The 26301-nt window shown below is 70.5% G+C and carries 24 protein-coding genes; 16 read left to right on the forward strand and 8 right to left on the reverse strand.

Translation table 11 applies throughout. From position 1 onward, the window contains the following. Positions 1-64 precede the first annotated feature (64 nt). The 3 genes from ACIBW9_RS29470 to ACIBW9_RS29480 form a co-directional block, all read right to left on the reverse strand. Positions 65-334: a hypothetical protein gene (locus tag ACIBW9_RS29470; protein ID WP_115909075.1), complete on the reverse strand. Its 270-nt coding sequence runs from the start codon at positions 332-334 to the stop codon at positions 65-67. 126 nt (positions 335-460) lie between these two features. Then, the gene (locus ACIBW9_RS29475; RefSeq protein ID WP_398960071.1) at positions 461-1282 is read right to left on the reverse strand and encodes an anti-sigma factor domain-containing protein; all 822 of its coding nucleotides are present in this window, start codon (positions 1280-1282) and stop codon (positions 461-463) included. Beyond that, the gene (locus ACIBW9_RS29480) at positions 1279-1821 is read right to left on the reverse strand and encodes a sigma-70 family RNA polymerase sigma factor (RefSeq protein WP_266953822.1); all 543 of its coding nucleotides are present in this window, start codon (positions 1819-1821) and stop codon (positions 1279-1281) included. Before ACIBW9_RS29480 ends, ACIBW9_RS29475 begins: the two co-directional genes overlap by 4 nt. 250 nt (positions 1822-2071) lie before the next feature. On the opposite strand from ACIBW9_RS29480, the gene ACIBW9_RS29485 reads away from it, so the two are divergent. The 4 genes from ACIBW9_RS29485 (at position 2072) to ACIBW9_RS29500 (ending at position 8616) form a co-directional block, all read left to right on the forward strand. Next, positions 2072-3604 carry a DUF4331 domain-containing protein gene (locus ACIBW9_RS29485; RefSeq protein ID WP_398960072.1) on the forward strand — a complete coding sequence of 511 codons (1533 nt, stop codon included), beginning with the start codon at positions 2072-2074 and terminating at the stop codon, positions 3602-3604. A 90-nt stretch (positions 3605-3694) separates the two neighbouring features. Then, a complete protein-coding gene (locus ACIBW9_RS29490; RefSeq protein WP_398960073.1) occupies positions 3695-5173 on the forward strand; it encodes a tetratricopeptide repeat protein in 1479 nt (492 codons plus the stop codon). After that, positions 5170-6930, forward strand: a complete 1761-nt coding sequence (locus ACIBW9_RS29495; protein ID WP_398960074.1) for a sulfite exporter TauE/SafE family protein — start codon at positions 5170-5172, stop codon at positions 6928-6930. The genes ACIBW9_RS29490 and ACIBW9_RS29495 overlap by 4 nt, the downstream gene beginning before the upstream one ends. A 63-nt stretch (positions 6931-6993) precedes the next feature. Then, positions 6994-8616: a protein kinase gene (locus tag ACIBW9_RS29500; protein ID WP_398960075.1), complete on the forward strand. Its 1623-nt coding sequence runs from the start codon at positions 6994-6996 to the stop codon at positions 8614-8616. On the opposite strand, the gene ACIBW9_RS29505 is transcribed toward ACIBW9_RS29500, so the two are convergent. Further along, positions 8617-9423, reverse strand: coding sequence for an SGNH/GDSL hydrolase family protein (locus tag ACIBW9_RS29505; RefSeq protein ID WP_398960076.1), 807 nt, complete (start codon positions 9421-9423; stop codon positions 8617-8619). Positions 9424-9738: 315 nt separating this feature from the next. Between ACIBW9_RS29505 and ACIBW9_RS29510 the strand changes: the two genes are divergently transcribed. The 6 genes from ACIBW9_RS29510 to ACIBW9_RS29535 all read left to right on the forward strand — a co-directional run bounded on the left by ACIBW9_RS29510 (position 9739) and on the right by ACIBW9_RS29535 (position 18372). Next, on the forward strand, positions 9739-10947 hold the full coding sequence (locus ACIBW9_RS29510) for a S8 family peptidase (protein ID WP_398960077.1): 1209 nt from the start codon (positions 9739-9741) through the stop codon (positions 10945-10947). A 183-nt stretch (positions 10948-11130) separates the two neighbouring features. After that, positions 11131-11565: a hypothetical protein gene (locus ACIBW9_RS29515; RefSeq protein WP_398960078.1), complete on the forward strand. Its 435-nt coding sequence runs from the start codon at positions 11131-11133 to the stop codon at positions 11563-11565. 346 nt (positions 11566-11911) lie between these two features. After that, complete coding sequence (locus ACIBW9_RS29520; RefSeq protein WP_398960079.1) at positions 11912-12733, forward strand: glycosyltransferase family 2 protein; 822 nt, start codon at positions 11912-11914, stop codon at positions 12731-12733. Further along, positions 12730-13725 carry a glycosyltransferase family 2 protein gene (locus ACIBW9_RS29525; RefSeq protein ID WP_398960080.1) on the forward strand — a complete coding sequence of 332 codons (996 nt, stop codon included), beginning with the start codon at positions 12730-12732 and terminating at the stop codon, positions 13723-13725. The genes ACIBW9_RS29520 and ACIBW9_RS29525 overlap by 4 nt, the downstream gene beginning before the upstream one ends. Then, positions 13722-14522, forward strand: coding sequence for a polysaccharide deacetylase family protein (locus ACIBW9_RS29530; RefSeq protein WP_398960081.1), 801 nt, complete (start codon positions 13722-13724; stop codon positions 14520-14522). The genes ACIBW9_RS29525 and ACIBW9_RS29530 overlap by 4 nt, the downstream gene beginning before the upstream one ends. Beyond that, positions 14515-18372, forward strand: coding sequence for a lipopolysaccharide biosynthesis protein (locus tag ACIBW9_RS29535; RefSeq protein WP_398960082.1), 3858 nt, complete (start codon positions 14515-14517; stop codon positions 18370-18372). The genes ACIBW9_RS29530 and ACIBW9_RS29535 overlap by 8 nt, the downstream gene beginning before the upstream one ends. A 12-nt stretch (positions 18373-18384) precedes the next feature. Here ACIBW9_RS29535 and ACIBW9_RS29540 read toward each other — a convergent pair whose 3' ends face one another. Then, positions 18385-19806 carry a xylan 1,4-beta-xylosidase gene (locus ACIBW9_RS29540; protein WP_398960083.1) on the reverse strand — a complete coding sequence of 474 codons (1422 nt, stop codon included), beginning with the start codon at positions 19804-19806 and terminating at the stop codon, positions 18385-18387. A 119-nt stretch (positions 19807-19925) separates the two neighbouring features. Here ACIBW9_RS29540 and ACIBW9_RS29545 point away from each other — a divergent pair, with 119 nt between their 5' ends. Further along, positions 19926-21020 carry a DUF5925 domain-containing protein gene (locus ACIBW9_RS29545; RefSeq protein ID WP_398960084.1) on the forward strand — a complete coding sequence of 365 codons (1095 nt, stop codon included), beginning with the start codon at positions 19926-19928 and terminating at the stop codon, positions 21018-21020. A 23-nt stretch (positions 21021-21043) separates the two neighbouring features. Next, entirely contained in the window at positions 21044-21814 is a 771-nt protein-coding gene (locus ACIBW9_RS29550) for a DUF72 domain-containing protein (protein WP_398960085.1), read from the forward strand. A 128-nt stretch (positions 21815-21942) separates the two neighbouring features. On the opposite strand, the gene ACIBW9_RS29555 is transcribed toward ACIBW9_RS29550, so the two are convergent. Continuing rightward, the gene (locus ACIBW9_RS29555; protein ID WP_398960086.1) at positions 21943-22311 is read right to left on the reverse strand and encodes a GntR family transcriptional regulator; all 369 of its coding nucleotides are present in this window, start codon (positions 22309-22311) and stop codon (positions 21943-21945) included. 71 nt (positions 22312-22382) lie between these two features. On the opposite strand from ACIBW9_RS29555, the gene ACIBW9_RS29560 reads away from it, so the two are divergent. Together ACIBW9_RS29560 and ACIBW9_RS29565 are read left to right on the forward strand one after the other, a co-directional pair. Continuing rightward, on the forward strand, positions 22383-23315 hold the full coding sequence (locus tag ACIBW9_RS29560; RefSeq protein ID WP_398960087.1) for a GNAT family N-acetyltransferase: 933 nt from the start codon (positions 22383-22385) through the stop codon (positions 23313-23315). Next, positions 23296-23796 carry a DUF402 domain-containing protein gene (locus ACIBW9_RS29565; protein WP_398960088.1) on the forward strand — a complete coding sequence of 167 codons (501 nt, stop codon included), beginning with the start codon at positions 23296-23298 and terminating at the stop codon, positions 23794-23796. Before ACIBW9_RS29560 ends, ACIBW9_RS29565 begins: the two co-directional genes overlap by 20 nt. Before the next feature lie 4 nt (positions 23797-23800). On the opposite strand, the gene ACIBW9_RS29570 is transcribed toward ACIBW9_RS29565, so the two are convergent. Further along, the gene (locus ACIBW9_RS29570) at positions 23801-24415 is read right to left on the reverse strand and encodes a class I SAM-dependent methyltransferase (RefSeq protein WP_398960089.1); all 615 of its coding nucleotides are present in this window, start codon (positions 24413-24415) and stop codon (positions 23801-23803) included. 139 nt (positions 24416-24554) lie between these two features. Here ACIBW9_RS29570 and ACIBW9_RS29575 point away from each other — a divergent pair, with 139 nt between their 5' ends. After that, positions 24555-24689 (forward strand): hypothetical protein, encoded by a 135-nt coding sequence (locus tag ACIBW9_RS29575; RefSeq protein WP_398960090.1) that lies wholly within the window; start codon positions 24555-24557, stop codon positions 24687-24689. A gap of 27 nt (positions 24690-24716) precedes the next feature. Here ACIBW9_RS29575 and ACIBW9_RS29580 read toward each other — a convergent pair whose 3' ends face one another. Next, positions 24717-25166 (reverse strand): GNAT family N-acetyltransferase, encoded by a 450-nt coding sequence (locus ACIBW9_RS29580; RefSeq protein WP_398960091.1) that lies wholly within the window; start codon positions 25164-25166, stop codon positions 24717-24719. 145 nt (positions 25167-25311) lie between these two features. Between ACIBW9_RS29580 and ACIBW9_RS29585 the strand changes: the two genes are divergently transcribed. Continuing rightward, complete coding sequence (locus ACIBW9_RS29585) at positions 25312-26283, forward strand: lytic polysaccharide monooxygenase (protein ID WP_398960092.1); 972 nt, start codon at positions 25312-25314, stop codon at positions 26281-26283. Positions 26284-26301 lie beyond the last annotated feature (18 nt).

Raw genomic sequence — 26301 nt, forward strand, 5'->3', positions numbered from 1 at the left:
CATGCCGCGGGGATGAGGGACGGCTGCCGCAGCACTGCACCGGACGCAGGAACGACGGTAGGGCTCAGCGCCCGCCGAACAGCGAACGACGCAGTCGGCGCAGCGGTGCGAAGAGCAGCACACGGCTGATCCGGTTGCCGCTGGCGCTGCGCTCACGTGGGGTGTCACGCGCGGTCAGCTCACGCATCAGCGAGGTCGCCTCGGCCGTCTCGCGCTGCGGTACGGCCGGGCCGCCCAGCACCGAGAGATGGCGGTCGAGACGCGAACTGGTCGCGCTGCTCCCGCAGGTGATCGCAGGGACCCTGGCCCTGCTGCGCACTGTTATCTGTTCCATGTCACTCCCCACCCGTACGAGTCCACCCGGCCCGGGCAGGGTAACCCTATCGCTCCCTCGGGGCACTCGTGTATCGCGGTCACAGGATTCACCTTCCCCATAAGGGTGTTGACAACTCCTCCATGGTCACTCTCCGAATCCAACCGATTTCAGGGCGAGTTGGACAATGGGCTGGCTGGTGGGCCGTGGTGAGCCTCCGTCGGGTTCGACGGTCACTGCGAGTGACGTGGCGGACTTGCTCAGGTCGGTCGCGACCAAGGGCGTGTCGCCGCCCCCGAAGAGCCCCAGGGAGCGTGGTTGCGCACCGGGGCGCATGAGCCAGAGCTGGTGCACCCGTCCGCTGGGCAGGGCGTCGTATCCGCTGAGCGTGACGATCGCCTGTCCCTCCGATGCGGAGGCGACCGCTCCGATACTTCGGCCCTGGGGGTCCTTGAGGGTGGTGGCACGCGCGTCAGGAGCTGCGAGAACGTGGGCGATCTCACGTGCCTGGGCGCGCTCGGCGTCCAGCTTGTCCTGGGTCCGGTTCGCCTGCACGGCGAACAGCGAGGCGACGACGAGTGCCGCTGCCGCCGTCGCCGTGGCGAACGGCACGAAGAAGGGGCGGCGCTCGCGCGGCGCACGGGAGCGTCCCGGCGGCGGTTGCGTGCCCCAGACATGCGGCGGCAGCTGAGGCGTGTGCTCCCTGGCGACCGGCCCCGCCTCCTGCGGAGTGGTGCGTACGGCGGCCAGCACCCGGTCGCGCAGCGCGGCCGGCGGTGGGGCGGCCGTGGACCAGGCGAGACGGACGGCGTCCTCGGACAGGGCGCGCACCTCGGCACCGCAGCGCTCGCAGTTCTTCAGGTGCCGCTCGAAGCGGACCCGCTCAGCGGGCTCCAGCGCGTCGAGGGCATAGGGGGCCGCGAGCGAGTGCAGATCTCCGCGGCCGAGCAGTCGGGGGAGCAGACTCATGCGACACCTCCCAGGCACTTGCGCAGCTGGGTGAGTCCGTCGCGCATCCGGGTCTTGACCGTGCCCAGCGGCAGCGAGAGCCGCTCGGCCACCTCACGGTACGTGTAGCCGTCGTAGTAGGCGAGGGTGACCGACTGGCGCTGCAGGGTGGTGAGGCGGTCCAGGCAGCGGCGTACCCACTCGCGTTCGAGGCCCGCCTCGACCTCCTCGGTGACCTGGTCGAAGGCGGGGTGGTGGGCCCGGCGCGCCTCGCGCTGTTCGCGGTCGACGGCCGCGCGGGCGCTGCGCACCCGGTCGACGGCGCGGCGGTGGGCGAGGGTGAGGATCCAGGACAGGGCACTGCCGCGGCCGGGGTCGAACCGCGCGGCGGACCGCCAGAGTTCGAGCAGCACCTCCTGCGCCACCTCCTCCGACTGCGCGGGGTCGCGTACCACCCGGCGGACCAGTCCGAACACCGGACCGGACACCAGGCCGTACAGCTCCTCGAATGCCTTCTGGTCGCCGCCCGCCACGAGTACCAGAAGCTCGTCCGCCTCCACTCGGTCCCCCTCTCGCCGGCCGCAAGGGCCCCGTCCCGTCACACCAGGCATTCGCAACGAACGCACCTCCGGATGGGGTACGGATCAGCGCCCTCGAAACGCGGGTCGGCGCCCCATGAAAGAAGTTTGGCTGCTCGACTGAGACAAGATCAGGGCTTCGCCGTAAAGACGTTTGAGATTCCACCAATCCACTCCGGCGAGCGCTCCGAATCAGCGTTCGTCAGGCAAGTTGGGACTGAGGACGGACGGCATGACACCTATCTCCAGGAGCGGCTCGGGACGCAGGAGCATCGCGACCCTGATAGCCAGTGCGCTGGCCGCCGGCGGGCTCACGGCCGCAGGCGTGGCCACGCTGGAACCGGGGGCGGCCTCCGCCTCCAGCCACCGGGAGGCCCCGTTGATCTCGGGGCAGCCCCAGTACGACAACACGGACCTGTACGCGTTCGTCAGCCCGGACAAGCCGGACACGACAACGCTCATCGCCAACTTCATCCCCTTCGAGGAGCCCGCGGGCGGCCCGAACTTCTACCAGTTCGCGGACGACGCCCAGTACGACCTCCACATCGACAACAACGGGGATGCGCAGGACGATCTGCTGCTGCGCTACACGTTCAAGACGCAGACGAAGAACAAGAAGTCGTTCCTGTACAACACGGGCGTGGTCAGCAACCTGGCCGACCCGGACCTGAACATCACGCAGACGTACGACATCGAGGTCGTCAAGCTGAGGCACGGCAAGGCCGTGTACCGCTCGAAGCTCGCCGACGACGTTCCGGTGGCGCCCTCGGACGTGGGCAAGGCGTCGATGCCGGACTACAACAAGCTGCGCGAGCAGGCGATCTACAAGCTTCCCAACGGCGCGCAGACCTTCGCCGGACAGGCGGACGACCCGTTCTTCGCCGACCTGCGCGTCTTCGACCTGCTGTACGGCGGGAACCTCTCCGAGGTCGGGCGGGACACCCTCAAGGGCTACAACGTCAACTCGATCGCCCTGCAGGTTCCGACGGACATGATCACCGAGTCGAAGAAGCAGCCGGTCGTCGGCATCTGGTCGACCGTGCAGCGCAGGAACGCCCGGGGCTACTACGAGCAGGTCTCCCGTCTGGGCAACCCGCTCGTCAACGAGGTCGTCAACCCGATCAAGGACAAGGACAGGTTCAACGCGTCCTCGCCCGCGTACGACGCGCAGTTCCTGAAGAACGTGACCAACCCGGAGCTGCCGAAGCTCATCGAGTCGATCTACAAGATCAAGGCGCCGTCGGAGCCGCGCAACGACCTCGTCGACGTGTTCCTGAAGGGCGTCAAGGGCCTCAACCAGCCGCCGTACGTACGTCCGGCGGAGGAGCTGCGCCTGAACACGTCCATCAAGCCGACCGCCTATCCGAAGCGGCTGGGCGTCCTCGACGGTGACAACGCGGGCTTCCCGAACGGGCGCCGGCTCACCGACGACGTGATCGACGAGGCGCTCCAGGTCGTGGAGGGCGAACTGGTCGGCTCCAAGAACGACCTGGGCGACGCGGTCGACAAGAACGACAAGGGCTTCGGCAAGTACTTCCCGTACCTGGCCAACCCGACCTCCGGTTCGCGCGGTGCGACCGCCAAGGGCGTCTCCAGCGGCAGCGACGTCAAGAGCCAGCTCGGTGACGCGCTGCAGCCCGCGTCGGTCGGCGGCATGGACAACACCACGCTGGTCGCGGCCTCGGCCGGTGGCGGGGCCGCCGGTGTCGCGCTGATCGGCGCGGGCCTCATGTGGTGGCGCCGGATGCGCAGCCGCGCGTACTAGTCCGCACCAGTACCGGCGGACCGGGCGGCTTCTTCGGAGCGGCACCGCCCGGTCCGCGGGCTTCGGCCCATACACCGACGAGGAGAGGGCATGGCCCCGGACACTGACGACAACGAAGGCTTCGCAAAGAGCGCCACGGTTGCCGAGCCGGAGTTGGAAACAGCCGTCGGCTCCGCAGAAGGCGTGCCCGCCGACGAACGCGTTGCCGCGGTTCGGCGGGTCGCTGCTGCTGGGCGGCGGTGGCACGTGGGGCAACTGGCCGGGGTTGCCGCCCTGTTGGCCGTTGCGCTGACCGGCGGGTCCATCGCTTACGGGGCCATGCGGGACGGTCGTACCGCGGCCGTCGCCGACGCGCCCAGCGCGCTCTCTCCGGCGTTGCTGAACAGCGGGGACATCGACGCGAGCATCCTCTCCCTGCAGGCCCATCTCAAGGCGCAGCCAAGGGACTTCGGGAGCTGGGCGAGTCTTGGGCTGGCGTATGTCGAGCAGGCCCGCACCAAGGGTGACCCCTCTCGTTACCCGCAGGCCGACAAGGCGCTGAAGCGCTCCCTCGCCGTGAAGCCCGGCAACGAGCAGGCCATCATGGGGCAGGCGGCTCTCGCGGCGGCCCGGCACGACTTCAAGGACGCCCTGACGTACGCCGACCGGGTGCTGAAGGAGAACCCCTACAGTCAAAGCGCCCTCTCCTCCCGTATCGACGCCCTCGTCGAACTCGGCCGCTACGCCGACGCGTCGAAGGCGGCCGACACCGCGGACTCGCGGCGCCCGGGCATCCCCGTCTTCACCCGGTACGCGTATGTGCACGAGCTGCGCGGGGACGTGAAGACGGCTCGCCGGGTCCTGGAGCAGGCCCTCGGCACCGCGAGCACCAAGGGCGACATCTCCTACGTCGCCTTCCAGCTGGGCCAACTCGCCTGGAACCAGGGCGACTACAAGACCGCGGTCGACTACTACGCCCGCGCCCTCGCCGCGGACGACAACTACCTGCCGGCGCTGGAGGGCCGCGCCCGCGCCGAGTACGCGAGCGGCGACAAGGCGACCGGGCTCAGGGACATGGAGCAGCTCGTCGCCCGCTACCCGCTGCCCCAACCGCTCGTGGAACTGGGCGAGATGTACGAGGACCGCGGCGCCGCCGGCGACGAGGCGAAGGCCCGCGAGCAGTACGCCCTGGTCGACGCCTGGATCGCGCTCGCCCGCGCCAACGGCGTCAACGCCGACCTCGACACCGCCCTCGCGGCGGCCGACCACGGCGACAAGTCGGCTGCTCTGCGCGCCGCCCGCGCCGAGTGGGCCCGCCGCCACACCGTGCACACCGCGGACGCGCTGGCCTGGGCGCTGCATGTCAACGGCAAGGACGCGGAGGCCCTCCCGTACGCCCGGCAGGCGACGGCCACCGGCTACCGCAACGCCTCGTTCCTCTACCACCGCGGCATGATCGAACGCGCCACCGGCCACACCAAGAACGCCCGTGACTCCCTCAAGGCGGCGCTGGAGCTGAACTCCGGCTTCTCACCGCTGGGCGCCCGCGAAGCACGCAAGGCACTCGCAGACCTGGAGGCGGCGAAGTGAACCCCCGTCGATTGCTCGCCTCCGCCGGGGCCGTCCTCACGGCGGCCTGCGCGCTCGCGCTGGTACCTTCCACCGGCGCGAGCGCGCACCCCCTCGGCAACTTCACCGTCAACCGCTACGACGGCCTGGTCGCCGCTCCCGGCAAGCTCCGCGTCGACCACGTGGAGGACCTCGCCGAGATCCCGGCCACCCAGGCCAAGCCCGACATCAGGCGGCTCGGCATGACCGAGTGGGCGAAGGAGCGGTGCGCGAAGGCGGCCGAGGGCAGCAAGGTCACCGTCGACGGACGGGCCGCCGGCCTGACCGTCGGCAGCAGCAAGGCGCAGTTGCGGCCGGGGCAGGCCGGGCTGAACACCCTCCGGGTGGAGTGCCGGCTGACCGCGCCGCTCCCCAAGGGCGACACGGTGACACTCGGCTTCCACAGCGAGGGCGCCACCTCCGGGCCCGGCTGGCGGGAGATCACCGCGCGCGGCGACCGTATGACGCTCACCGCGACGGACGTGCCGAGGACGTCGGTCTCCCATGAACTCACCAGCTACCCGAAGGAGTTGCTCTCCTCCCCCGCCGACACTTCGACCGCCTCCCTGCGGGTGCGCCCCGGCGGACCGGCCCTGGTGGAGGAGCGGCAGGACGCCCCCGCCGTCTCCGTGCTGCCGCGCGGCGCCGACCGCTGGACACAGGCCCTGAACAACCTGGTCGCCCGACACCACCTCACCTTCGGCTTCGCCGCGCTCTCGCTGCTCATCGCGGTCGTCCTCGGCGCGATGCACGCGCTCGCCCCGGGCCATGGCAAGACCCTGATGGCCGCTACGGCAGCCGCCCGCGGCGGCCGCGCCCGCCTCAAGGACGTCATGCCCCTGGCCGCCTCGGTCACGGTCACCCACACCCTGGGCGTGGTGGCCCTGGGCCTGCTGGTCACGGCCGGCTCGGCGGCGGCCCCCTCGGTGATCGTCTGGCTGGGCATCGCGAGCGGCGTCATGGTGACCTGCGCGGGTGCAACCCTCGTACGCCGAGCTTGGCGCAACCGCGGCCCCGGACCGGGGCACACCCACGAACACGGGCACCCCAACGACCACGACCACCCGCATCCGCACAGCCCGGACGGACACACGCATCCGCACGAAACCGCCGAGCCCGAGGAACGCGCCCTGGTCCTGGTCGCCGCCCACGCCGAAGCTGCCTCGACGACAGCCGAAGCCCCCACCCACACGCACTCCCCCGGCCACACCCACGAACACGACCACGACCACGAGCACTCCCACAGCCACGATCACGACCACGAGCACTCCCACAGCCACGATCACCACCACAGCCACACCCACCACTCCGACCACCCCCACCCCCACCCCCACCCCCACCCCCACACCGTCGAGCACACCCACGGCGGCTTCACCCACACCCACTCCGTCGCCCCCACCCTGCGCGGCACGATCCTGCTGGGCTTCGCCGGGGGCCTCGTCCCCAGTCCCTCCGCGGTCGTCGTGCTCGTCGGCGCGGCGGCTCTCGGTCAGGCCTGGTTCGGGCTGCTGCTCGTCGTCGCGTACGGCGTCGGGCTCGCCCTCACCCTCACCGCGGCGGGGTTCGCCGTCGTCAAGCTGGGTACCGGCATGAACCGTGTGCTGGACAGGCGCCCCCGCTGGACCACCCACCCCATGGCGGCCCTCGTCCGCAGGACCGCACCCCTGGGCTCGGCGTTCCTCGTCGTGGCTCTCGGGGTGGGACTGGTGCTCAAGGGGGCCGCATCCGCCCTCGGCTGAGCTACGTTTGTGATGAAAACGCACGGAGTGGAGAAAACACGCGGATGCGAATGGGGGACGCCCGTGTCCGAAGAATCGGGCAGTGAACGTCTGATCGCGGGCCGCTACCGTCTCCTGTCCCCCCTCGGCGAGGGCGGCATGGGAACCGTGTGGCGCGCCCGGGACGAGGTGCTGCACCGCGAGGTCGCCGTCAAGGAGGTGCGTGCGCCCGCCGGGCTGCCGGCCGCGGACGTGGAGCGGATGTACGCCCGGCTGGAGCGCGAGGCGTGGGCGGCCGCGCGGGTCGCCAACCGCAATGTCGTCACGGTGTACGACGTGGCGACGCAGGACGGCCGGCCGTGGATCGTCATGGAGCTGGTCCGCGGTATCTCCCTTGCCGAACTCCTGGACGCCGAGGGCCCGTTGGATGCGCGGCGCGCCGCGCACATCGGTGCCGAGGTGCTCGCCGCGCTGCGGGCGGCGCACGAGGCCGGGGTGCTGCACCGGGATGTGAAGCCCGCCAATGTGCTGCTGTCGAACGACGACCGGGTGGTGCTGACCGACTTCGGTATCGCACAGGTCGAGGGCAGTTCGGCGCTGACGATGACCGGGGAGGTGATCGGCTCCCCGGAGTTCCTGGCGCCGGAGCGGGCGCTGGGCCGCACGCCCGGCCCGGAGTCCGACCTGTGGTCGCTCGGCGTGCTGCTGTACGCGGCGGTCGAGGGCAACTCCCCGTTCCGCCAGGACACCCCGCTCAGCACCCTGCGCGCGATCGTCGACGAGGAGCTGCCGCCGCCGCACCGGGCCGGTCCGCTGACCCCTGTCATCGAGGGGCTGCTGCGCAAGGACCCGGCCGAGCGGCTGCCGGCCGACCGGGCGGAGCAGGACCTGCGGATCATCTCGGCTGGGGGTACCCCCTCTGGGGGAGGCACGCCCCATGCGTACGGCGCGCCGGTGTCTCCGTTCGCCCCGACCGTCGCGGCCTTCCCGCAGCATCGGTCGCCGACGCCTCCGATGCCGTACCCGGCCGGATACCCGCAGCCGGCGCCGGGCCCCTCGACGACGGCGACGGCCGCACCGCCGCCGGAGCGCAACCGCCGGGCCGGTGTCGTCCTGCTCGTCGGGGTGCTCGTCCTCGCCCTGGCCATCGCAGGGCTGACGTACGCGCTGCTGAACCGCGGCCACGGCGGCGGGGACAACAATGCCGACACCCCCCGTTCGGACACCGGGACTCCGTCGACCGCCACGCACAGCAATCCGGGTGGAGGCGCGAGTCCGACGCCGAGTCCGAGCAGCAGCGCCTCCAAGGCGGCGCCCCAGACGGTGAGCGTCACCCTGTCCGGCTCGAACACCGACTACTCCGGCACCTGTCCGCCCGCCCGGAGCGACGCGCCCGAGTTCACGGCGACCTTCACGGTGGGGAAGCTGCCGGCGGAGGTCAGTTACCGTTGGCTGTCGAAGGACGGGCAGATCATGGATCCGGGATGGAAGACCCTGTCCTTCCCCGAGGGCGGCGGAAAGACCAAGCAGGACAGGGCGTTCGTGACGACGTACAACAGCACCGGGACCTTCCGGAACTCGATCAGTGTCGAGGTGCGCTCGCCGAAGCAGGCGACGTCCGACCCGGTTCCGTTCTCGGTGACCTGCGTGTCGGAGACCCCGACGGGCGGGGCCTCCTCCAGTACTTCGCCGTCGCCTTCCGAGTGATCAGGCCGCGCTGGTCAGGACGGGCAGATAGCCGCCCGACTGGCCGGCCGCGGTGGGGTGGTAGGACTCGCCGATGTTGAACCACTCGACGCTGTGCAGCCAGGAGCTGCCGGAGCAGATCTCGTGGCCGGTGAAGGTGGTGCGGACGTCGCCGAAGGTGAAGCCGTGGTCGGCGGCGACCTTGGCGGTGGCGGTGTCGAGGTAGTCGGCCGCGTCGTTGATGGCCTTCCGCTTGGTCTCGGAGAGGCCGAGACAGGTGGTGCCGAGCTTGTAGAAGCGGGGGTAGCCGAGGACGACGACGTGGGCGTTGGGGGCCTTGGCGGTGATCGCCGAGTACACGTTGTTCAGCTGTCCGGGGAGCGTCGAGTCGACGTACGCCTTCGCGGTGTTGATCCGGGAGAGACAGGCGCTGTCGGACTGGAGCACACACGTCGTCATGACGTCGGAGAAGCCTGCGTCGTTGCCGCCGATGGTGATGGAGACCAGGCCGGTGGAGGCGCTGAGCGGGCTCAGCTGACCTGACAGAACATCACCCGTACGGGCGCCCGAGCAGGCGGTGAAGTCGAACGTCGAGGGTGAGTGGGCGGCGGCCCAGAGGTAGGGGTAGGCCTTGGTGCTGCGCTTGCAGTCGGCGCCGGCGCTGATGTAGCTGCCGGTGCCGACCCCGGAGGAGTAGGAGTCGCCGAGGGCCACATAGCCGGTGGCTGCGGCCTGTCCGGACGCCTGCGCCGCCGTGGCCCCGGTGAGGGCCGTGCCGGCGGCGAGGAGGATCGAGCTCACGAAAACGGCAATTCGGGAACGTCTCATGGAACCTCCCTTTAGCAGGATCTCTGCCATAACCGTCGTACCAATGACACGTGTCGATGGGAAGTGTTCATGTCAAGACTTTTCCGCCCCTGACGGGTCGCCACCGCGGCTTCACAGCGTGTTTGATTACGTGCTCATGACAGATTTGTTGACGACTCCTCAACCCCCTTGTTCCACACCGGCAGATGACCCATTCTTTACTTCGGCTTGGGGCGGGAACGCGACGTTCCGGGCTGTGCGTGCGACCTCGCGCGCACCCCCCACAGTCGTGCGCCCGACCCAGGCGCGCGCCGCCTGGAGGAGGACTCCCTCGTCATGGCACAACTGCGCAGCAGGAAGCTCCGGTTCGCCGCCGTCACCGGTCTGGCGACCACCGCCCTCGTCGGCGGACTCACCACCCTCCCCGCCCAGGCCGCCCCGGCCGAGGGCAGGGTCCTGGCCGCCGGTTCCCCCACCGCGGTCAAGGACAGCTACATCGTCACGCTGAAGAAGAGCGCCGGCCTCAAGGCGGCCTCCAGCGCGGGCAAGGGCCTGATCAAGGAGTACGGAGGCACGGTCAGGAAGACCTTCGACACCGTGCTCAACGGCTACACCGCCACTCTCTCGGCGACCGAGGCGAAGAGACTCGCGGCCGACCCGTCGGTGGCCTCCGTCGAGCAGAACCAGCGTGTGCAGCTGACCGACACCACGCAGTCCAGCGCCCCGTGGGGGCTGGACCGCATCGACCAGGGCGCGCTCCCGCTCTCCGGCACCTACACCTACCCGGACAGCGCGGGCAGCGGCGTGACCGTGTACGTCATCGACACGGGCGTCCGCATCACCCACACCCAGATCAGCGGCCGGGCCTCCTACGGCTACGACGCGGTCGACGGCGACACCACCGCCTCCGACGGCAACGGCCACGGCACCCATGTGGCCACGACCATCGCCGGGTCGACCTACGGCGTCGCCAAGAAGGCGAAGATCGTGGCCGTGCGGGTGCTCGACAACAGCGGTTCCGGCACCACCGCGGGCGTCATCGACGGCATCGAGTGGGTCACCGAGAACCACACCACGCCGGCCGTCGCCAACATGTCGCTGGGCGGCTCCGCCTCCTCCTCGCTGGACACGGCGGTCGCCAACTCCATATCCAGCGGCGTGACGTACGCCGTCGCGGCGGGCAACAGCTCCGCCAACGCCTCCTCGTACTCCCCGGCCCGGGTCTCCACCGCGATCACGGTCGGCGCGACCACCAGCTCGGACGCCAGGGCCAGCTACTCCAACTACGGCTCGGTCCTGGACATCTTCGCGCCTGGCTCTTCGATCACGGCGGGCTGGAACACCAGCGACACCGCGACCAACACCATCTCCGGTACGTCGATGGCCACCCCGCATGTCGCGGGCGCCGCGGCGGTCTACCTAGCGGGCCACACCTCGGCCACCCCGGCCCAGGTCGCCACGGCCCTGGTGAACGGCGCCACCTCCGGTGTGGTCACCAGCGCGGGCTCCGGCTCGCCGAACAAGCTCCTGAGGATCGTGCCGTAGCACCGGCACAAGGGACACGTTCGGCCTGATCCACGGATCCCCGGAGGCAGTCGACGCCTCCGGGGATCACAGGTTTGAAGAGGGATGAGAACAGTTGTGGGACGGTTCCGTCCCTTGACGCCCCCTCTTGCGCTGCGCGACATTGAAGCCCGGCATCCGGCGCGCTGGGGGGCAAAGTCGCCAATGCAGACGATCCGCATCAAGAGACTCAGCAAGAGACCTTCGCACGACGGCAGTTCGTCGACTGACGGCGCCGAGCGGGCGCGACCAGGGCCGGGGAGGGACCTGTCGCCACTGCTCGCGGGCGCCGCGACGGCCATCGGAGGGTTCGGCGCGCTGCTGGCGCTGGCCGACTCGAGCTCGCCCCTGCGCGGGCCGCTCACCCTGTTTTTTCTGCTCGCCGCGCCCGCCACGGCCATCGGGGCCGCGCTGCGCGGACTGGAGCCCTTCGGCCGCACACTCGCCGCCGTCGCGGGCGCAATCGTTCTCAACATGCTGGTGGCACAGGGCATGTTGGCCGTTCACCGGTGGTCGGTGCGCGGCGGAATCATCGCAGTGACCGTGATCAGTTTTCTGATTCTTCTGGGTTCTGTAACGGTCAAACCAACAAAAACGTGAGGCCTCGTTCCAGGTCTTGCCATACGGGTTCAATCGTCAATACCGTCGTACATCTCACCCGCATCGGTCCATCATCGAGCGGCCCAGGGGAGGGCTCAGGACCGCGATGGTTCCCGGCGTGGGGCGCGGTAGGGGGGTGCCGTGCTCGGTGACCGCACTGGTGACCGGGTCGTGCCGCGCGACCGGCTGCCGTTCCACGGCAGACGGAAAGCTTTGCCAGCTCGCCATCGGCGTGCACGGAGATCCATTTCGTCATTGCCACAGGCGTGAAACCCCCCTTTCGAACCGGACACATAACCGGGCCGCCCAGGGGCGGGCGGTCCACCGGACGAGAGGGACCAGACTCATGAGTTCTGTTCTGCGGTCGGCGGCCACGGACCAAGGTCCGTCACTTGCCGGCCAATACCGGCCGATCTCCTCTCACCTGGCCATCGCGCCGCCGGTGAGTGTGGTGATTCCCGCCATGAACGAGGCGGAGAATCTCCCGTACGTGTTCAAGACACTTCCGGACTGGATACACGAAGTCGTTCTGGTGGACGGCAATTCCACGGACGACACCGTCGAAGTGGCCCGCGGCCTGTGGCCGGACGTCAAGGTCGTCGAGCAGCAGGGCAAGGGCAAGGGTGATGCCCTGATCACGGGGTTCGAGGCATGCACCGGCGACATCATCGTGATGGTCGACGCGGACGGCTCGGCCGACGGCAACGAGATCGTGTCGTACGTGTCCGCGCTGGTCTCCGGCGCGGACTTCGCCAAGGGTTCGCGCTTCGCCAACGGCGGCGGCACCGACGACATGACGTTCATCCGCAAGCTCGGCAACTGGGCGCTGTGCACCATCGTCAACCGCAAGTTCGGCGCCCGCTACACCGATCTGTGCTACGGCTACAACGCGTTCTGGCGGCACTGCCTGGACAAGATCTCCCTGGACTGCACGGGCTTCGAGATCGAGACCCTGATCAACATCCGGGTGGTCAAGGCGGGGCTCAAGGTGCAGGAGATACCGAGTTACGAGTACCTCCGCATTCATGGCGCGAGCAATCTGCGGGCCGTGCGCGACGGGTTCCGGGTGCTCAAGGTGATCCTCAAGGAACGGTCGAACCGGCGCGAGCTGCGCAGCCAGGAACGCCACTCGCCGATGCTCGACTCGGTGCGGGGAGAGGTGTCTTGAGCGATCTCGACATCTCCGTCGTGATCTGCGTCTACACCGAGGACCGCTGGGAGGACATCCTCGCGGCGGTCTCCTCGGTGCGCGCGCAGTCCCGGCCCGCGCTGGAGACCCTGCTGGTCGTCGACCACAATCCGGCCCTGCTGGACCGGCTCGCCAAGGAGTACAAGGACCACAAGGAGACGGGTGAGGTCCGCGTGCTCGCCAACGCGGGTCCCCGCGGGCTGTCCGCCGGCCGCAACACCGGTATCGCGGCCGCGCGGGGCGAGGTGATCGCGTTCCTCGACGACGACGCCGTGGCCGAGCGGGAGTGGCTGCGGCGTTTCGCCGAGGCGTATGCGGACCCGCGGGTGATGGCCGTCGGCGGCCGTACGATGCCGATCTGGGCCTCGGGCCGCCGCCCTGCCTGGTTCCCGGAGGAGTTCGACTGGGTGGTGGGCTGTACGTACAGGGGGCTGCCGCCGGGTCTGGTGCGGGTGCGCAACGTCCTGGGCGGCAACGCCTCTTTCCGCCGGACGGCCTTCGACGCCGCGGGCGGCTTCGCCACCGGTATCGGGCGGGACGGCGACAAGCGGCCGCTGGGCTGCGAGGAGACGGAGCTGTGCATCCGGTTGACCCGTGCCAGGCCGGACGCGATCCTGCTGATCGACGACCGTGCGGTGATCCATCACCGGGTGCCCGAGGCGCGTGAGCACTTCGGGTACTTCCGTACGCGTGCGTACGCCGAGGGCCTGTCCAAGGCGCTGGTGGCGCGCAGTGTGGGGGCGGGCAAGGGACTTGAGTCGGAGCGCCGGTACACCACGCGGGTGCTGCCGGCCGGTGTGGTGCGGGGTCTGCGCGACGCCGTGCTGGCCCGGCCGGGCGGCGCGGGGCGGGCGGGTGCGATCGTCGCCGGGGTGCTGACGGCGGCGGGTGGGTACGTGGTGGGGAGCGTCCGGGCCCGCAAGGGCGGTGCCACCTTCTCCGTGGTCGGGATCGAGGGGGGATCTCAATGAGCGAAGCGCCCGTACCGGTTCTCATGTACCACTCGGTCGCGACCGCGCCGAACGAGGCCACGCGCGCGCTGTCGGTGGCGCCCGAGGCGTTCGCGGAGCAGATGGCGATGATCGGCGACCTGGGGCTCACCCCGGTCAACACAGCTGATCTGGCAGCGAGTTGGCGCTCCGGTCGCTCGCTGCCGCCGCGTCCGGTGCTGATCACCTTCGACGACGGCTACGAGGGCGTGCACCGGCATGCGCTGCCGGTGCTCGCCAAGCACGGCTTCGCGGCCACGCTGTTCGTCTCCACCGGCTGGATCAAGGGCGCGCACGACACCGGGGGCGGTCTCGACACGATGCTGGACTGGGAACAGGTGCGCGAACTGGCCGCCTCGGACGTCGAGATCGGCGGGCACAGCCACACCCACCCGCAGCTCGACCAGCTCGACGACGACACGCTGCGGCACGAGCTGATCCACTGCAAGGAGATCGTCGCCGACGAACTGGGCACCGTCCCGGCCTCCTTCGCCTATCCGTACGGCTACTCCAGCCGCCGGGTGCGCCGGGCGGTCCGCGAGACGGGGTACGCCCAGGCGCTCGCCGTCGGCAACGGCCTCGCGCGCCGCCGGCAGGGGCCGTACGCCCTGCAGCGCCTGACCGTGCGCCGCAGCACGGGCATCGAGGAGTTCGAGCGGCTGGTCGAGGGCCGTTCGATCGCCCGCACCTTCGCCGGGGACCGTGCCCTCACCAAGGGGTACGCCCTGGTCCGCAGAGCACGACAGGTCCGCCGGAAGGTCATCCGTTCCCGTGTCTGACACGACCACGACGACCGAGGCGAAGCAGCCCGCGACCCAGGCGCCCGAGCAGTCGGGGCGCCGTCTTCGGCTGCCCGGGATGGGCAGCTCCAAGGGCGGCAGCCCGCTGTTCCGCAACGCGTACGCCCTGATGCTCAACACCGGTATCTCCGCGGTGCTGGGCCTGGGCTACTGGCTGATCGCCGCCCGTTACTACTCCGAGTCCGCGGTGGGCCAGGGTTCGGCCGCGATCGCCGCGATGAAGCTGCTGGCCGGGCTGACGGCGGTGACGCTGACGGGCGCTCTGGCCCGCTTCATCCCGGTCGCCGGGCGCGCCACCGGACGCCTCATCTTCCGTACGTACGCGGCGAGTTGTGTCGTCGTGTCGTTCGCGGCCGGCATCTTCCTGCTGACCCTCAGCACTTGGGGGCCGTCGTACCACTTCCTGCACGGGTCGATCAAGGGCCTCGGTTTCATCATGGCTGTGGCCTCCTGGAACCTGCTGACGCTGCAGGACGGGGTGCTGACGGGGCTGCGGAGTGCGCCGTGGGTGCCGGTCGGCAACACGGTGTTCTCGGCGGTGAAGCTGGCGCTGCTGGTCGGACTCGCCGCCAGCATGCCCACGACCGGTGTCTTCGTCTCCTGGGTGCTGGCGATCGCCACCTCCGTGGTGCCGCTCGGCCTGCTGGTGTTCCGGCGGCTCGTCCCCCGGCACATCGAGGCCACCGCGGACCATGCGAAACCGCCGACACTGAAGGAGATCGGCAGGTTCCTGGCGGGCGACTACACCGGCTCGCTGTTCTCGCTCGCCGTGGTCTATCTGATCCCGGTGATCATCGCCTCGCAGGTCAGCTCCGAGGACAACGCGTACTTCTACATCACCACGACGATCGGCGGCACGGTCAATCTGCTGGCCATCAACATGGGCGCCTCGCTGACCGTCGAGGGCTCCCACGACCCCGGCCGGCTGTCCGCGAACACGCGCGCCGCGCTCAAGCGGATGGCGCGGATCATGCTGCCGATCTGCGGGCTGCTGTTCCTCGGCGCGCCCTGGATCCTCGGCGTGTTCGGCCAGGGCTATGCGGACGCGGCGACGCCGCTGCTGCGCTGGTTCGCGGTCGGAGCGCTGCTCAGGGTCGTCATGGAGACGTACTTCGCGGTGCTGCGCGCGCAGAGCCGCACCGCGGGACTGGCCTGGCTGCAGGGCCTGTTGTGCGTCCTGGTGCTCGGTCTGACGCTGCTGCTGCTCCCCCGCATGGGGTTGACCGGTGCGGGCGTCGCCGAGATCTCCTCGCTCGCGGTGATCGTCACCATCGCCGCGCCCAAGCTGTACCGGACCGTCAGGGCCGCACCGGCCGATGCCGTCCCCGAGGACACGGCGCCCGACGGGGACCTCGCCGACCTGGGGGCGAGCGAGGCCTCGGCCGCCGAGAAGCCCCGTCGGCGGGGGCCCGCCTGGGCGCTGGACACGGACACCCTCGCTCTCGGCATCCACGTCGACTTCGACCACCTGGAACGCCGTCCCGACGTGCGGCCGGGCCCGGGCACCCCGCCCACCGGCACGCCCGTCGCACGCTTCGACCCCCGGCCCACCTGGGCGAAGAACCCGGAGGTCGGGCTGCCCGTCGAAGAGCGCGAACCGGGTTCCGAAGCCTCCCTGGGACCGGCCGAGGCGGAGGTGGACGCACCGTTCGAGACCGAGTTCGAGCCCGGCTTCGCCGTGGGCTTCGACAGGAGCCTCGCCAGGGGCCCAGGCGCGGGCGAGAAGGTCGTACGTGAGGCGGAGGCGTCGCTCGTGCCGGAAGAGGCGCCCGTACCGGGGTCCGGGTCGCCCTCGCTCTCCTGGCGGGAGCGGTTGCAGCCCACCCGCCTCGGCGTGGTCCTCGGCTGTCTGCTGGTGGCAGCGCTGCTGCTGTACTGGGTGCCCGCGCTGCGCCTGGGCGAGGCCGACCTGGACCGGATGGGCGGGCTCGGCCTGATCTCGGTGCTGCCGCTGCCGACGCTGGTCGGGGCGGCGCTGCTGGTCACGGTGTTCGCCTCGCTGCTGTGGCTGGGCCGTGAGCACAAGGCGCTGCTGCTGGTCACCCTGGTGGCGACCGTGGTGTCGCTGCATGCGCTGCCCGCGGTGATCGAGACCGAGCCGCGGTTCCCGACGGCCTGGCAGCACCTCGGGTTCCTCGACTACATCGACCGCACCGGGTCCGCCGTACCGGACCTGGACGCGCGCTGGAGCTGGCCGGGCTTCTTCGCGGTGGCCGCGTTCGTCACGAAGGCCTGCGGGGTCACCGACCTCAGCGAGCTCATCCGCTGGTGGCCGCTGACCATCCAGCTGATGTATCTGGCCCCGATGTTCCTGCTGGTGCGCTCCCTGCGGGCGAGCTGGCGCGCCAAGTGGGCCGGCATCTGGATCTTCGTGCTCAGCAGTTGGGTGGGCCAGGACTACTTCTCCCCGCAGGGCTTCACCTACCTCCTGTACCTGGCGTTCGTCGCGGTCCTCCTGGTCTGGTTCCGTGAGCCGCGGGTGATCTGGACGAGGAAGCGGCCGGGCGAGGCGGAGGTCGAGCCGGCGAACCGGCGCCAGAAGGCCGTTCTGCTCGGGGTGCTGATCGGCCTGTTCATGGCGAGCGTCCCGGCGCACCAGCTCACCCCGTTCGTGATGCTGGGCGTGCTCGCGGTGCTCGTCCTGATCGGCAGGTCCGAACTGCGCGGCCTGCCCATCCTGTTCGCCGTGGTGGTGGCGGTGTGGATCGGCTTCATGGCCGAGCCGTACTGGTCCGGCCACTTCAACGATCTGTTCGGCGGGGTCGGCGGCGTCGGCAGCAATGTCTCCACCTCGGTCTCCGGCCGCATCCAGGGCGGCGACTCGACCCACAAGCTCGTCCTGTACGCGCGGGTGCTGCTGGCCGGCGGTGTGATGGCTTTCGCCTGCTGGGGCTGGTGGCGGCGGCGCGACCACAAGTACCGGGAGCGCTCGCTGCTGGTGCTGACCTTCGTGCCGTTCCTGGGCTTCGGCATGCAGTCCTACGGCGGCGAGATGGCCCTGCGCGTCTTCATGTTCGCGGTGCCGGGCGCGGCCCTCCTCGGCGGCCTCGCCCTGTTCCCGCGCACCGGCGTCACCGCCGAGGAACGCGAGAAGGACCGCGTGAGCGTCGCCCCGCTGGCCGCGCTGATGGCGGGTCTGGTCCTCATGGGCGGCTTCCTGGTGGCCCGTTGGGGCAACGAGCCCTTCGAGCGGGTCCGGCCCGGAGAGGTCGCCGCCATGGACTACGTGTACGCCCACGACAAGCCGACCGTCCGCCTGCTGTGGCTGAGCAACGACACGGTCAACGACGTGACGCCGGCGATGCCGTGGGGCGCGAAGGACATGGAGCGGGTCAACTACGTGCCCACGCTGGCGCCCGCCGACCCGGTGCTGGTGTCGGGCCTGGTCAAGGCGCTCAAGGACGCGGGGCCGAACTCGTATCTGATGGTCAACGAGAGCCAGACGACGTATCTCGAGATGGACGTGGGCTACTCGGACACCTGGGAGCCCCGGCTCATCCAGAACCTGGACCAGCGGCCCGAGCTGAAGAAGGTGTACGTCAACGACGACGCCACCGTCTACGCCCTCAGGAAGCAGCCCGAGGGCAAGGTGCCGAAGCCGGATCCGGGTCCGATCGGGCCGATGATCACCTGGACGCCGTGGTCGGTCGTCGGCGCCCTGGCCGCCCTTGCGCTGATCGTGCTGCTGACGGCGCGCGAGGTGGTGCGGGTCGCGGTGCGGCCGGGCGTGCGGCAGCTGCGGTGGCTGCAGAGCAGCTTCTGGTTCTCGCTGCCGCTGCTGGCGGTGCTGCTGGCCTCGCTGGTGCAGCGGTTCCTGACGATGAAGTGACCGTGCGGTGGCTCAGCGCGTGAGCCACCGCACCTCGTACGCCTGCATCTCGAACCGCTTCCCGTCGACCTGCGCGCTGATCGACCGGTCGAGGGTGTTGACCACCAGGACGGTCCTGCCGGTGGCCAGGACGCGGACGTTGGGCACGTCGTCCGCGGCGACGGAGACGGTCGTGTACTTCGTGCCGGGCGGGAAGGCCTGGTGGAAGCGGGAGACCAGGTCGAACATGGGCAGCTTCCGGCCGCCGTCGGCGCCGTCGGTCGGCGTCCACAGGCAGCCCGCGCAGTCGCTGCCCTTCTCGTCCTCCGGGTTCCAGTAGAAGCCGGAGGAGGCGCCGCCCCTGACCATGGCGATCATTCCGGCGGCCTGGACGGCGACCCGGCGGGTCTCGGACCAGCCCTTGCGGTCGTCGTTGCCGTCGGCGGGCTCGACGTAGTACTCGGACCACCACAGCGGGAGGTTGCCGGTCCGCTGCCGCACCCACGTGCCGACGGCGGTGAACTTGTCGGTCGCCGCGAACTCGTTCGGCAGCATCTCGTCGTCGTTGGTGTAGCTGGAGCCGTCGACGACGACGAAGTCGGCGCCCGCCTTGTTCTTGTTCCAGTAGTCGAAGGCGTCGAGGACCCGCTGGTCCATGGCGCCCCAGGGGCCCTTGAAGGTCTTGGAGGCCTCGTCCGCGCGCGGGTCGACACTGTCCATGACCAGGTACGGCCCGCCGACCATGATGTCCTTGTCGACCTTCTTCAGGGCCTGGTAGACCAGGTTGTAGAGCCTGGTGTAACCCTCGTAGTCCCAGCGGCCCCTGGCGTCGTTCCAGAAGCCCTTGAACTCGTTCCAGACGATGAAGTGGCGTACGTCCGGATAACGCTTGGCGACGGTCGCGGCGAGCGCGGCGAAGTCCGCGTAGTGCTCGGGCCGCGGGGCGGTCTCCAGTGCGGACTGGCTCCAGTCGGTGTTGTCGACGCCGGCCTTGCCGCCCTTCATCCAGTCAGGTGAGCAGCACAGGGTGACCACCGGGGTGCCGCCGGACTTGCGGATGAAGTCGATCCGGCGGTCCATCGCGCCGAAGTCGTAACGCCCCTTCACCGGCTCGGGGTTGTCCGCGCCCCAGCCCATGACCGCCTGGTCCTGCGGCATGCCCCCGGCGTCCGAGATCAGCCCCTCGACCCGCTCGGTGGCGGCGGAGCTGCCCTCGTCGGCGCTGTACTGGGTGTGCGTGAAGCCCCAGCCGACCTCGGGCCTGTCCTGGTCGGGCCGGGTGACCGGGGTGCCGTGCACCGTGTCGCCGTTGCGCGAGGTGCCCGCGGTGCCGGCGCCGTTCCCCGGCAGCGTGTTGATCAGGGTCACGATCAGAGCCAGTGCGGCCACGCCCACGCCGAGCAGCGCGGTGAACCGCCACCGTCGTGCCCCCGAATTCCACTCATGACGTCCCATCGAGGGCAACAGTAACCGTCGGAATGCCAGGTATGGCAGAGGTTGTAGCAAACAGACACCCGGGACAGAGCGGGGGAAATCCAGTGCACGGAGCGCCCACGTGCCGGATCATGGGCGGCATGTCTGCGAACCCATACGACGCTCTGCCGATCCGGCTCAACGTCGACGACAGCGACTCGCCGTCCGACGTCGTCGACGCGCTGTTCCTCGGCCGCTTCGCGACGGGCGAGCAGCCGTACTCGCATGCGGCGAACATCGACCGCGTCCGCTCCGGGGCGACGCTCCTGCCGCCGGGTGCCCGGGTGCTGCGCATGGCCCGTGACGACGACCGCAGCGCCACGCTGGCGGAGGGCGACGGCTGGACGCTGTTGATCTCCCGCTGGAACCGCGGCGCCGACGTCACCGTGACGGCGACCAGTGCCGAGCTGGCGCAGAAGGTCCTCGACCAGGCGACGGAGGGCGCTGCGGACGAGCCCGAACCCCAGCCGGAGAACGTGACGATGGGCTTCTGGTACGTCTCCCCGAGGCGCGGCCCGCACCGCACCACCCGGCAGATCTCCGCGGGCACCTGGGACGAGGTGCGGGAGAACTACACGGCGCCGGTGGCGGACGCGATGGACCGCCTGATGAGGACGACCCCGCAGGACATCGCGGGCCGTCTGCTCCTGCTGCACGGGCCGCCGGGCACCGGCAAGACCTCCGCCCTGCGCACGCTGGCCCGTTCCTGGCGGGACTGGTGCCAGGTGGACTGCGTGCTCGACCCGGAGCGCCTGTTCTCCGACGTCGGCTATCTGATGGACATCGCGATCGGCGAGGAGGACGGGACGGGCAAGGGCCGCTGGCGGCTGCTGCTCCTGGAGGACTGCGACGAGCTGATCCGCGGCGAGGCCAAGCACACGGCGGGCCAGGCCCTGTCGCGGCTGCTGAACCTGACCGACGGCCTGCTCGGCCAGGGCCGCAACGTGCTGGTGGGCGTGACGACCAACGAGGACCTGGAGCGTCTGCACCCGGCCGTGGTCCGCCCGGGGCGTTGTCTGGCCCGCATCGAGGTGGGGCAGCTGACCCGCGCGGAGGCGGTGAACTGGCTGGGCACCGAGGAGGGCGTGGGCCGCGAGGGCGCGACCCTGGCGGAGCTGTACGCACTGCGCAGGGGCACCTCGCCAACCGCCCTGCCGGAACCGCGGGACGGGGCGGACGCCGGGCTGTATCTGTAGGCGCCCGGTGTTTTGATGGACGTATGACCCTGTTCGTCGGAACGTCGGGGTGGCAGTACAAGGACTGGCGGGAGGTCTTCTACCCCGCCGACGTGCCCATGCGGCTGTGGCTGGAGCAGTACACGGAGCACTTCGCCACGGTGGAGATCAACAACGCTTTCTACCGGCTGCCGACGCGGGAGAACTTCGAGGCGTGGCGGGAGCGTGTGCCGCGGGACTTCGTGGTGGCGGTGAAGGCGAGCCGCTACCTCACCCACATCAAGCGCCTCAAGGACCCCGAGGAGCCGGTCCACCGTCTGATGAGCCACGCGACGGGCCTGGGCGACCGCCTGGGCCCGGTGCTCCTCCAACTCCCACCGACACTGAAGGCCGACGCGGGACTGCTGGACGCATGTCTGGCCCGCTTCCCGTCATCGACCCGGATCGCGGTCGAACCGCGTCACGACTCCTGGTGGACGAAGGAGGTCCGGAAGGTCATGGAGTCCCGGGGTGCGGCCCTGTGCTGGGCCGACGTCCAGGCCCGCCCCGCCACTCCGCTGTGGCGTACGACCGACTGGGGCTACGTCCGCTTCCACCAGGGCCGCGCCCACCCATGGCCCCACTACGGCCGCCGCTCCCTGGAAACCTGGGTGGACCGCATCGCCACCACCTGGTCCGACGCCCGGGACGTGTACGCCTACTTCAACAACGACCCGGGCGGGGCGGCGGTGAAGGACGCGGTGACCTTCGGCCGGGCGGCAACCAGAGCGGGCCTGACGGTAACGCGCACACCGGAACTGGCGCCCCGGCGCTGACCAACGCGCCCCTACAGGGGCGCGGGGCTGTGTCGATTTGCGGCTCCGCCGCGTGGGCGCGACAAGCCACAGCGGGCCTGCAGACGACCGACGGGCCGGCCGCAGTGAATACCCCCGGGGGGGACCGCTCACCCCCCGTAAGCCGCCCGCAGGGCATCCCGCACGGCGGCCAGCGCCGCCTCCTCCCCCACCCCCAGCCGCCGAGCCCGCTCCACGTAAGCCTGGGCCGCCAGGGCCAACTCCCGCTCCGCCGCCGAGCCCGCGGCAGCGACGAACGTACCGTTGCGCCCCCGGGTCTCGATCACCCCGTCGCTCTCCAGCGCCCGGTACGCCTTGGCGACGGTGTTCGCCGCGAGTCCGAGCGACTCGGCCAGCCCCCGCACGGTCGGCAGCCGGTAGCCCACCGGCAGCACCCCCGACCGCGCCTGCTCGGAGATCTGCGCCCGCACCTGCTCGTACGGCGCGGCACTGTCGTCGATGTGGATCTTCAAGGTCACGCTGCCGATTGTCCCGCACCGGCCCGAAAATGAGAGGCATCCGGGTGTCCCTTCCCCGTAGCGTGCGCCCAATGACAGTGACCGTGCGCGATCTCCGCTCCGAGGACCGGGCCGAGGTGGAGGCCTTCGCCCATGTCCGCCATCTGGCCCTCCCACACATCCTGTGGACCCCCGAGGCCATCGTCCACAACCTCGCCCACACCCACCCCGACGCCCGCTTCAGATCCCTGGTCGCGGAGGAGGACGGCGAGGTCGTCGGCACCGCCCAGGTGCAACTGGCGTACGACAGCCCGGAGCCGGGCCAGGGCATGCTCAACATCTATGTGCACCCGGACCGCATCCGCCGCGGCGCCGGTGATCTCCTGGTCCGCGCGGCCGAGCGGCACCTGGCCGGGCACGGCGCGACCAAGCTGTTCGCCTGGGTCCTGGACGAGCCCGCCAACCGGGCCTTCGCCGAACGGCGCGGCTACCGCGCGAGCCGCTCCGCCCACTTCCTCCGCCTCGATCTGACCGGCGGGGCGCTCCCGCCGCTCCAGTCGCCGGCGCCGGGCGTCGAGCTGCGCTCCGCGGCCGACTTCGCGGACGATCCGCGCCCGCTGTTCGAGCTGGACGCGGCGACCACCTCGGACGAACCGAGCGATGTCGACGCCGAGCTCACCGACTACGAGACCTGGGTCGAGGAGATCTGGAAGCACCCGCTGCTCGACCGGGAGCTGACCACGATCGCGCTCGTCGAGGGCCACCCGGCCGCGTTCAGCCTGGCCTGGACGGACGCGGCCACCGGCCGCTACGCCACCGCCATGACGGGCACCGCCCGCCCTTACCGCGGCCGCGGCCTGGCCAAGCTCGCCAAGAACGACTCCCTGCACCGCGCCCGCGCCGCCGGATACACGGTGGCGCTCACGGGCAACGACACCGGGAACGGGCCCATGCTCGGGATCAACAAATGGTTCGGTTACGAGATCTGCGCATCGGAGGTGCGGTATGTCCGCGAACTCGCCTGACATGACACGGCAGTTGGACGTCGTCCTGGTCAAGGCGGGCCGGACGAAGATCCGTTATGCCGCGGAGCTGCTGGGCGACGACGGTACGCGCGTCGTCGTCCGTGCGCCCTGGGCGGGCGACGGCGTCCGGGACTTCGGGTTCGTCCGCTTCGAGAAGGGCGACGTCTTCACGGAGTACTACTGGCGCGACCGCTGGTACGCCGTGAAGGAGGTCAGGAACTCCGAGGGCACCCTGAAGGGCTGGTACTGCGACGTCACCCGCCCGGCCACGCTCTCCGGCACGGAACTGGTCGTCGAGGACCTCGACCTGGACCTGTGGCACTCCGCCGACGGCAAGGACGTACTCCGGCTGGACGAGGACGAGTTCGCCGAGAGCGGCCTGGCGGCGACGGACCCTCAGGCCGCGGCCGCCGCCGTCGCCGCCCTGGACGAGCTGGAGTCGCTGGCCCGCGAGGGCGGCTTCGACGCGCTCCTGGCGTGAGGGCTCACACCAGCGCCACCACCGCGTACCGCTCGTCCGTCACCTCCTTCCCCCACAGCTGCGCGTCCTGCGACAGCTGTTCCAGCCGCACCTCGGCGGCGAGCGGTGTCAGGAGGCCGGTGAGCACGCCGGCCGGTATGCCGACCGGCGTGACCGTCCCCCACACGCCCTCGACCAGCACTAGCCGGCCGCCTGGGCGCACCAGCTCCCGCCAGTGCCGCAGGACCCGGCCGGGCTCGGGCAGCGCCCACAGCACATGCCGTACGAGCACGACGTCGAAGCGCTGCTCCCCCACCGGGGGCGCCGCCGCGTCACCGACCAGGAACGCCGCGTCACGTCCGGCGAGCTTCGCTCTCGCGAGGCCGACCATGGCCGGGGAGCCGTCCGCTCCGGTCACATGGTGTCCCTGCTCGGATGCGAGGAGCGACAGGCTTCCGGTGCCGCAGCCGAGGTCGAGGACGTCGCTCGGCCGCTCCGGCAGCCAGGAGCGAAGCCGCTCCGCCCAGGCGCGGCGCACCTGCGGGTCGCGCAGACCGTGGTCCGGTTCGTCGTCGAAGGAGGCGGCCTCCGCGTCCCAGTCCACAGCCGCCCAGCTCAGCGCATCGTTGTCGTTGGTCATGCGCCCAAGAGTGACACCCGCCACTGACAGTCGATTCGTGACAGCCACCACAGACAGACCCCGACCGATGAGTCACTCTCCCCGAAAGGGTCTACCTCCGTGAGAACGCGGAACCCGGTAGGCGCTGAAGGAGGCAGCCATGCGCCGCACCACCGTGCACAAGCCCCTGACGAAGACGGACTCCCGCAAGGTCCGCGAGGAGGCCGACGAGCGCCCCTCCGGGCGCCCGGAGGTCCGCAAGGACATCGCACGAACGTGGTGGCCGGACGGCTGAAACAGCCGGTCCAGCCCATCAGTCAAGTCAATCCAGCCGCTTGCGGTAGTGGATGCGGTCGTAGGGGCCGTCCACCCGCCGCTCGACGACCTCATAGCCGAACTTCGGATAGATCTTCTGGTTCTCCCACATCATCGCGTTGGTGTAGAGCCTGACCTCGGGCAGTCCGAGCGCACGCGCGCGTGCGTCCACGAACTGCAGCAGCCGTCGCCCCACGCCCCTGCCGTGCGCCTCGGGGTGGACGGCGATGTTGTCGAGGTGCAGATGGTCCGTGCGCTCCTCCAGCACGACCAGACCGATCACGGGCTCCCCCGTCACGAACACCCGGCCCGCGGCCACGTTCGCCGCGTGGTCGGCCTCCATGGGCTGCGGCACCACCCCGATGCGCTCGATGTAGTGGTGGTAGGCGGCGTCGGTCACGGCCTTCACGGCCGGTACGTCGGCGGCGACGGCCGCCCGGATCTCCTCGTCGGTCATGCCGGGCACGGTATTACCTGATCCCAGGCTGAGGACTCCCTTAACGGCACCATAAGGATCTCCGTCACCCGCCTCCAGCAGGCGATTTCACGGTTTCTTGGGGCTAGCTTCTGATCGCACCCGGACCGTTCCGAGGAGATTCCGCATGCCCGCACGCCGTCGCAAGGTCGCCGCTCTCACCGTGCTCGGCGTCGCCCCGCTCGCCCTGACCGCCCTCGCCGCGGCCCCGGCCTCGGCGCACGGCACCATGGGCGACCCGGTCAGCCGGGTGGCGCAGTGCTACGCGGAGGGCCCGGAGAGCCCGAAGTCGGATGCGTGCAGGGCGGCGGTCGCGGCCGGCGGCACCCAGGCGCTCTACGACTGGAACGGCATCCGGATAGGCGACGCGAACGGGCGGCACCGGACGCTGATCCCGGACGGCAGGCTGTGCAGCGGGGACAACGAGGAGTTCAAGGGGCTCGACCTGGCCCGCGCCGACTGGCCGGCGACGAGGGCGAGCGCGGGTCCGTACACCTTCAAGTACCGCGTGACCGCCCCGCACAAGGGCACCTTCAAGGTGTACGTCACCAAGGCCGGCTACGACCCGGCGCACCCCCTGGCCTGGTCCGACCTGGACCTCGACCACCCGGTGGCGACGGCCACCGACCCGGTCGCCTCGGGCGGCTTCTACACCTTCTCCGGCACGCTCCCCGAGCGCTCCGGCAAGCAGCTCCTGTATGCGATCTGGCAGCGCTCGGACAGCCCGGAGGCGTTCTACTCCTGCTCGGACGTGAGCTTCGGCGGCGGTCGCACCGGCGGCAGTGGTACGCCGAGCAGCTCGTCCCCGGCTCCGACCGCCTCCGCCCCCTCGGACCGGCAGATCGAGGCGGGTGCCGACAAGTCGACAGTCGAGCACCACGGTCACGGTGACGCCGGCGCGAGCACCTCCGCGGACTCGCCGACCGCCGCCGCGGTCAACGGGCCCAGGGTCGCCGGGACGTCGGAGAACCTCGCCGAGACGGGCGCCGACGCCGGCACCTCGTACCTCGCCATCGGCGGCGCGGCCACCCTCGCGCTCGGTGCGGCGGCGCTGTTCCTCTCGGTCTCCTCGATCCGCCGTGGACGGCACGGCCGCTGACCGGGCCGAAGAGCGCGG

This window comes from Streptomyces sp. NPDC049541 (assembly GCF_044465725.1).
GTDB lineage: Bacteria > Actinomycetota > Actinomycetes > Streptomycetales > Streptomycetaceae > Streptomyces.